Below are 6592 nucleotides of genomic sequence, written 5' to 3'. Positions count from 1 at the left end.
TGCATGCATTGAAATAAAGTCAGCTTGCTTGCAGAAGGTTTCGGGAAGGCCCGCCAGCCTCCGAAACTGAGTTGCTTTTTAAAAGATTCCCATTTTACCTGCGCTACTGAAAGAAACCTGAAAGCTCTTGTGGCTTTTCAGCGCCCTTTCAGGCGTGCGTTTTAGCATGGCCGTCATCGAATTGACCTCGATTTTACGAGATTGGAGCAGCTATGGCTGAGTATACGGGGACGTTTGAGCGCAAGGAAGTGAAGTATCGCCTGAATCTTGTGCAGGTTCGCATGATAAAGCAGGCGCTTGGCGCGTATATGGCGCCCGACGAATACGGACAAACGTCCATCACGAGCGTGTATTACGACACGCGGAACCGCGACATGATTTCCCGGTCGCTTGAAAAGCCCGCGTATAAGGAAAAGCTCCGTTTGCGCACCTATGGCCCCCGAAGCGCGCAGGCGCCGGTGTTTGTCGAGCTGAAAAAGAAGCACAAGGGCATTGTGTATAAGCGGCGCATCGCGGTAAGCGAGTCGGCGGCCCAGCTTTTCATGGTGGGCGTGCCGTATGGAAGGGCGATTGGTCGTCATCCGTTGGCCGACGAGGCGCTTGAAGCTGAGTCGCATTCTGCGAAAAGCCTGCAAATCGCAGAAGAGATTGCGGCGTGCGTTCGCCGTAATGGCCCCGTGTTCCCCTCTATGGCAATTCTGGTGGACCGCGTAGCGTGGGCGCCGCTGCCCGATACTCGTGGGGCCCAGGCGGAAGGCGTGCGCATCACGTTTGACGAGCGCATTCGCTATCGAGATTTGTTCGCGCCGGAAGGAAAGCGCGCTTCGGTGCCTTTGCTCGCTGCAGGTGAGGCGATTATGGAAGTGAAGGTTCCGGGTGCCTATCCCTTGTGGCTCGTGCGCATGCTCGACGATTGCAAGGCCTATCCGACGTCGTTTTCCAAATATGGTGAAGCGTATTTGGCATGCGAGGGCAAGTCTGCCCCGAAGGCATATCGCGAACAAGTCGCTTTCGATGAGGCCATGCGTGGCGAGCGGGACCGCTCTCAAGATGGCCAATCGATTAATCCGGATTCGTGCCTGTATACGGCAGAAGCCGCCGCCGCGCATTCGAATTCGCTGCAGCTTCCCAATATCGTTATAGGCGCATAAGCCTCGTACGTTCTATTTTTCCTAGAGGAGTTTTCTCATGTTCGACTCGGTATCTACTTCGCTGTTCGGCACGACTGATTCGGCGATGGCGAGCGTTTCGACGCCCGAGTTTTTGATGTGCTGCGCGGCTTCGATCGTGCTTGGCGCGGCATGTGCGGCCATTTATATGTTCCGACACAACTACTCGAAGAACTTCGTGGTCACGCTTGCCCTTTTGCCGCTCATTGTGCAAATGGTCATCACCCTTGTAAACGGCAATTTGGGCGCCGGCATCGCGGTTATGGGCGTGTTTAACCTCGTGCGCTTCCGCAGCATCCCCGGATCTGCGAAAGACATTGGAAGCGTCTTCTTGGCTATGGCCATTGGTTTAGCGACGGGCATGGGCTTCATTGGGCTCGCGGTGCTTTTCACCATTATCGTCGCCATCGTGAACATCGTGTATGTGTGCACGCCGTTTGGCAAGCCCGCCGAGCCGGGCAAGCGCCTGTGCGTATCGGTGCCTGAAGATCTTGAATTCGACGGCATATTCGATGACGTTCTCGGGCGCTTTACCTCGAGCCATGAGCTCGTGGAAATTCGCACGACGAATATGGGCAGCCTGTATCAACTCGAGTACGAAATTCGCATGCGCGAACCCGGCCTTGAGAAGCGCATGATCGACGAAATGCGCACCATGAACGGCAATCTGAAAATCACGCTTGGCCGCGCGCCTATGGCGAAGGAGGTCTTGTAATGATGCGGAAAACGACTGATTCTCGATGTGCGGAAGAGTCCGCCCGCACCGATTTTGTCGGCATGCTTCGTGGGGTAGGATTGCTGCTTGCGGGTTGCGCCGCTGCAGTTCTGCTTTTTTCTGTGGCGGGATGTTCGGCGACCGGCGCCGATGAATCTTCAGTCGCATCGACTGCGGAAGTCCTTGAGGAAAATGCGTCTGAGAAGGGCGCTGAATACGCGAGCTTCGAGGAAGTTGCAGCTGCGTTTGATGCCTCCGCCCTCAATCTTGAATATTCCAAACGCGACATGGATGCTTCCTTTGATGAATCGTCCGCGACCAAGATAGCGCTCTCGGGGGATTCAGCGAGCGTATCGGGGTCGGACGCTATGGTGGAGGGCTCCACGGTAACGATTTCCACTGCGGGAACCTATATTGTGTCAGGTAATTTGACCGATGGCTCGATTACTGTAGCGACCAGCGAAAACGATAAGGTCCAGATTGTTCTTAACGGTGTAAAGATAGCGTGTTCCAGCGGCCCTGCCATTGATGTTCAGTCAGCAGATAAGTGCTTTATCACCTTGGCGGAAGGAACGCAAAACAGCCTATCGGACGGAAGCGCCTACGCAAGCGAAGACGCGAATGCGTGCATATATGCGACATGCGATTTGACGATCAACGGCTCAGGTTCGCTCGATGTTTCGGGCAATTATCGCCATGGGGTATTCTCGAAAGACGACCTGGTTGTCTATGGTGGCACGATTCGGGTGAGCGCTGTCGAGGATGGCCTCAACGGCAAAGATTCAGTGAAAATCGGCGCAGGGGACATTTCGATTACGGCGGGTGCCGATGGCGTGAAATCGAGCAAATCGACCAATCCCGAAAAGGGCTTCGTGTACGTGAGCGACGGGTCGCTTTCGATTGACGCTGAAGACGATGGCATTCAGGCGAAGACGTATCTCTGCATAGCTGGCGGGTCGATTGAAATCGATGCTGCCGATGATGCGTTGCACTCCGATTTGGAGGGTGCGCTCAACGGCGGATCGACTATGGTACGCAGCGGCGATGACGCATTCCATTGCGAAACGAAGCTTGAAGTGAACGACGGGTCGTTTGTCGCCGAAACGTGCAGCGAGGGCTATGAGGCTGAGCAGGTCATCATCAATGGCGGCGATACCGATATTTACGCGCTCGACGATGCTTTGAACGCTTCTGCGGCAGACTTGAGCGACGATTCCGAATCGTCCGATTCGGATGCGACGGCGAGTGCTTCGTCGGGCGAGCTGGGCGCGAATGCCGCCCAGCCCGATGGCTCAATCGATGCGCCCGATGCGAGCGAGCAGCAGAATGCGGCGTCGCAGGGCGCAAGCCAGCAAGATGGCGCGACGCCGCCTGAGCTTCCGAGCGACGATGGCACCCAGGGTGGCCGGGCGGGCGAAGCTCCCAGCGACCTCGGTCAAGTCCCCGATGCCCAAGGCGGCATGGAACGCGGCGGCAAAGCTCCCGACGGGCAGGGTGGGGCACCTGGTGCAAGCGATTCGAATTGCCTCATTCAAATCAATGGCGGCACGGTCGTGCTTGATTCCCAGGGCGATGGCGTCGACTCCAACGGCAATGTCGAGGTCACGGGCGGAACGCTGCTGGTCAACGGCCCGTCGAGCGACGGCGACGGCGCGTTCGACTACGACGGCACGGCGACGATCTCGGGCGGCACGGTGATCATGGCGGGCTCGACCGGCATGGCGCAAAGCTTCACGAGCGGCACGCAGGCGTTTGCGCTGGTGCAGGTGAGCGGTTCGGCTGGCAGCGTGATTGAAGCGTCCGATGCAGACGGCAACGTGATCGCGACGCTTACGGCAACGAAGGCCTTCGGTTGCGTGCTCGTGAGCGGTGCGGGCGTTTCCGATGGCGATACGACAATGGTGTCGGTGGATGGCGCTGCAACTACGGCTACGGCATCCACGACGGGCACGAGCGGCATCGCCATGGGCGGCGGTGCAGGCGGCCCGGGCGGCATGGGCGGTGGCCCCGCGACGGGCAATCGCCCCGAGGGCCAAGGCGGCCTTGCTTAAGACGCGCCATATATCTCGTTCTTGCTCTTCTTCTTTCCTGCGCGGCTCCGTCGTTTTTCGGCGGGGCCGCGTTTGTCTTATGCTTCGTTGCGGCAATCGAGGTATTCCCGGAAGCGCTCTACGGCAAGCGACGGCGAGCTCGTTTTGCGCGTTAGGAAGCCAAGCGTTCGAAACGCCCGAGGGGCGAGGGGGCGCGTGGCGATGCGGTACGGCACGCGTCGCAAAACGAGGCTCGGAAGAATGCTTACGGCGAGGCCGTTTTCGACCATGGACATCACAGCGTAGTCGTCCCAGGTTGTGAAGCTTGCGTTCGGCATACGTTCGAGCCCCGCGAAAATCTCAGCGACCTCGTCGTTTTCGTCGCGCTTAAGCTGGATGAACGCTTCGTCGGCGAATGATTCAACGGGTATTTCTTCCAGCTCTGCAAGCTCATGGTTGGCGGGAAGCACAGCGAGCAGTTCGTCTTGCTCAAGGGGCATTTCGTGTAAGGGGTAGCGGGTTGGCAATCGGGAGAATGCGCAGTCGATGCGTCCGCTTGCAAGTGCGCTTTCGAGCTCGTCGTAATCGCCCAAGAACAGTTCGTAGCGAATGCCAGGGTAGTCGGCTTGAAACGCCGCGATGATTTTCGGCAGCCAATGGGTTGCGATGCTCGATATGGTTCCTATTCGAATGAGACCTGAATCGAGGTTGTGGATTTCGGCTACGCGCGCCTCGAATGACCGTTGAGCCGCGATGACTTCTTGTGCCGCAGACAGCAACGTGGTGCCCTCGGCGGTTATTTGAACGCCCGAGCGCGACCTTTTGAACAGGACGGTGCCGCATTCTCTCTCCAAATCGATGATGATTTTGCTGACGGCCGATTGGGAGTAGCCCATTCGAGCAGCGGCTTTCGTGAAGCTGCGTTCGTCTGCGACGAGGCAAAATGCTTCAAGGTGCTGGATGTCGTACATGAGGTGTATCCTTTGCAGAATTCCAAAACATCATGCAAAATATAATAAGCATGATAGTAAGGAATAGCAAGCAATTCGCTTCGTGTGACGTTCTGTCTGGAAGAAGGCGAGCCGCGGCGGGGAGAATCAACATGAGTGCGACGACGGTGTTTTCGCGATTGAGGTTCTCGGCATGAACGATGGCGGCATGTGCGATTTGGCGCTTCGGTTGCATTGTTGGCTTCCTGGGCGCAACGATTGCGGCATGCGGTTGTCTTGAGCCGGCGGTTTTGGCTGTTCGCGTGGGCGAGTCCGTCCGTCCTCGATTGACGCGACAAAATGGACGCGGGCTGCCTCGGAGCTCGAATTCGGGAATGAAAGGGTGCTCGTCGCATTTGGCATGATGCTCGGTTTTTGTTAGGCTCGGACGCGCTGATTATTGGGAAGAAGAGAGAAAGGCGCGCATGGGAAGGCTTAGGAATGCGGCGTGGCGTGTGCGCGATTTCTTCCGGCGCGATGCTGTGCTGGCAATCGCGTGCGTGCTCGCCGCGGCATCGTGTGTAGCGGTTCCGCCCGATGCGGGCTATGCGGAATATATCGACTGGCGCACGATTGGCCTGCTGTTTTCCCTTATGGTTGCCACATCGGGCCTGGCGCGCGCTGGCGTGCTGGCACGGGTGTGCCGCGCATTGGTTCGCGCATGCAAAAGCGGCGGCGTGCTTATCGCGGCGCTCGTGGGCCTTACGTTTTTCGTGAGCATGGTGGTTACTAACGACGTCGCCCTCGTGGCGTTCGTGCCGCTCGCCCTTGCCGCCTTGCGCGAGGCGGGCCTCGTGCGCCGACTTGCGTTCGCTATTGCATGTATGACCGTCGCGGCGAACGTAGGCAGCATGCTCACACCCATCGGCAATCCGCAGAACATTTATCTCTTAAGCGTATCTGGCATGAGCGCGGCGGAGCTCGTGGGCATCATGGCTCCGTATTCTGCTGTAGCGTTCGCGCTGCTTGTGGCGGCTATCGGTATTGCCGAGTTGCGTGATCGCAGACGATTCAAACACGTTCCGTCGCAGATGGCGGGCGTGAATCCGAAGGCGCCACAGGAATCGTTCGCGCTGCGCGATGTGCTGCCGTGGATTGCGCTCATCGCGGCATGTCTGCTGTGCGTGGCTCGTGTCGCGCCGGTGTGGTTGGTCGTTGCGGCGGCGATTGGCCTCGCGCTCGTTTTCGACATGCGCGCGCTTCGCCATGTCGACTATGCGTTGCTGCTCACCTTCGTCGCGTTCTTTATATTTGTGGGCAACGTCGCGCGCATTGATGCGGTGCGCGAAGCGGTGGCGGCGCTGGTCGATGGTCGCGCCTTGTTCGTGGGCGCTGTCGCAAGCCAGGCTATCTCGAATGTTCCGGCCGCAATTCTCATTTCAGGATTCACGACCGATTGGCCGGCGCTGCTCGTGGGCGTGAATATCGGCGGCTTGGGAACGCTGATCGCTTCTATGGCAAGCCTCATTTCGTATAAGCAACTCGCCGTGGCGTACTCGGAGCTCAAGGGCTATTACTTCCGCCTGTTCACGGGATTGAACTGCGCGTTCCTCGCTGCGCTGCTGGCGCTTGCGGTGGCGATATCCTAGCGAACCTCTTGTTTTCGACTGTGCTTTGCTGCTCATGCCGCGGCTGTTCGTGCGGGTATTGTTCACGTCGTTGCCGCGTGCGCTGTCGTTGTACATCGTC

Annotated in this window: 5 protein-coding genes; 4 read left to right on the top strand and 1 reads right to left on the bottom strand. The window is 58.2% G+C overall.

Annotated features, from left to right (window positions below):
- Positions 1–212 precede the first annotated feature (212 nt).
- The 3 genes from ACWI8T_RS01895 to ACWI8T_RS01885 are packed head-to-tail and all read left to right on the top strand — an operon-like array spanning position 213 to position 3935.
- Positions 213–1151 carry a VTC domain-containing protein gene (locus ACWI8T_RS01895; protein WP_449137746.1) on the top strand — a complete coding sequence of 313 codons (939 nt, stop codon included), beginning with the start codon at positions 213–215 and terminating at the stop codon, positions 1149–1151.
- A gap of 37 nt (positions 1152–1188) precedes the next feature.
- On the top strand, positions 1189–1884 hold the full coding sequence (locus ACWI8T_RS01890; RefSeq protein WP_449137745.1) for a DUF4956 domain-containing protein: 696 nt from the start codon (positions 1189–1191) through the stop codon (positions 1882–1884).
- Positions 1884–3935, top strand: a complete 2052-nt coding sequence (locus ACWI8T_RS01885; RefSeq protein ID WP_449137744.1) for a carbohydrate-binding domain-containing protein — start codon at positions 1884–1886, stop codon at positions 3933–3935. The genes ACWI8T_RS01890 and ACWI8T_RS01885 overlap by 1 nt, the downstream gene beginning before the upstream one ends.
- A 77-nt stretch (positions 3936–4012) precedes the next feature.
- Here the strand turns inward: ACWI8T_RS01885 and ACWI8T_RS01880 are convergent, their stop codons facing one another.
- Positions 4013–4885 carry a LysR family transcriptional regulator gene (locus ACWI8T_RS01880; RefSeq protein ID WP_449137743.1) on the bottom strand — a complete coding sequence of 291 codons (873 nt, stop codon included), beginning with the start codon at positions 4883–4885 and terminating at the stop codon, positions 4013–4015.
- A 443-nt stretch (positions 4886–5328) separates the two neighbouring features.
- Between ACWI8T_RS01880 and ACWI8T_RS01875 the strand changes: the two genes are divergently transcribed.
- The gene (locus tag ACWI8T_RS01875) at positions 5329–6492 is read left to right on the top strand and encodes an SLC13 family permease (protein ID WP_449137742.1); all 1164 of its coding nucleotides are present in this window, start codon (positions 5329–5331) and stop codon (positions 6490–6492) included.
- Positions 6493–6592 lie beyond the last annotated feature (100 nt).

Source organism: Slackia sp., assembly GCF_977041755.1.
This window is presented reverse-complemented; position numbering and strand designations above follow the sequence as displayed.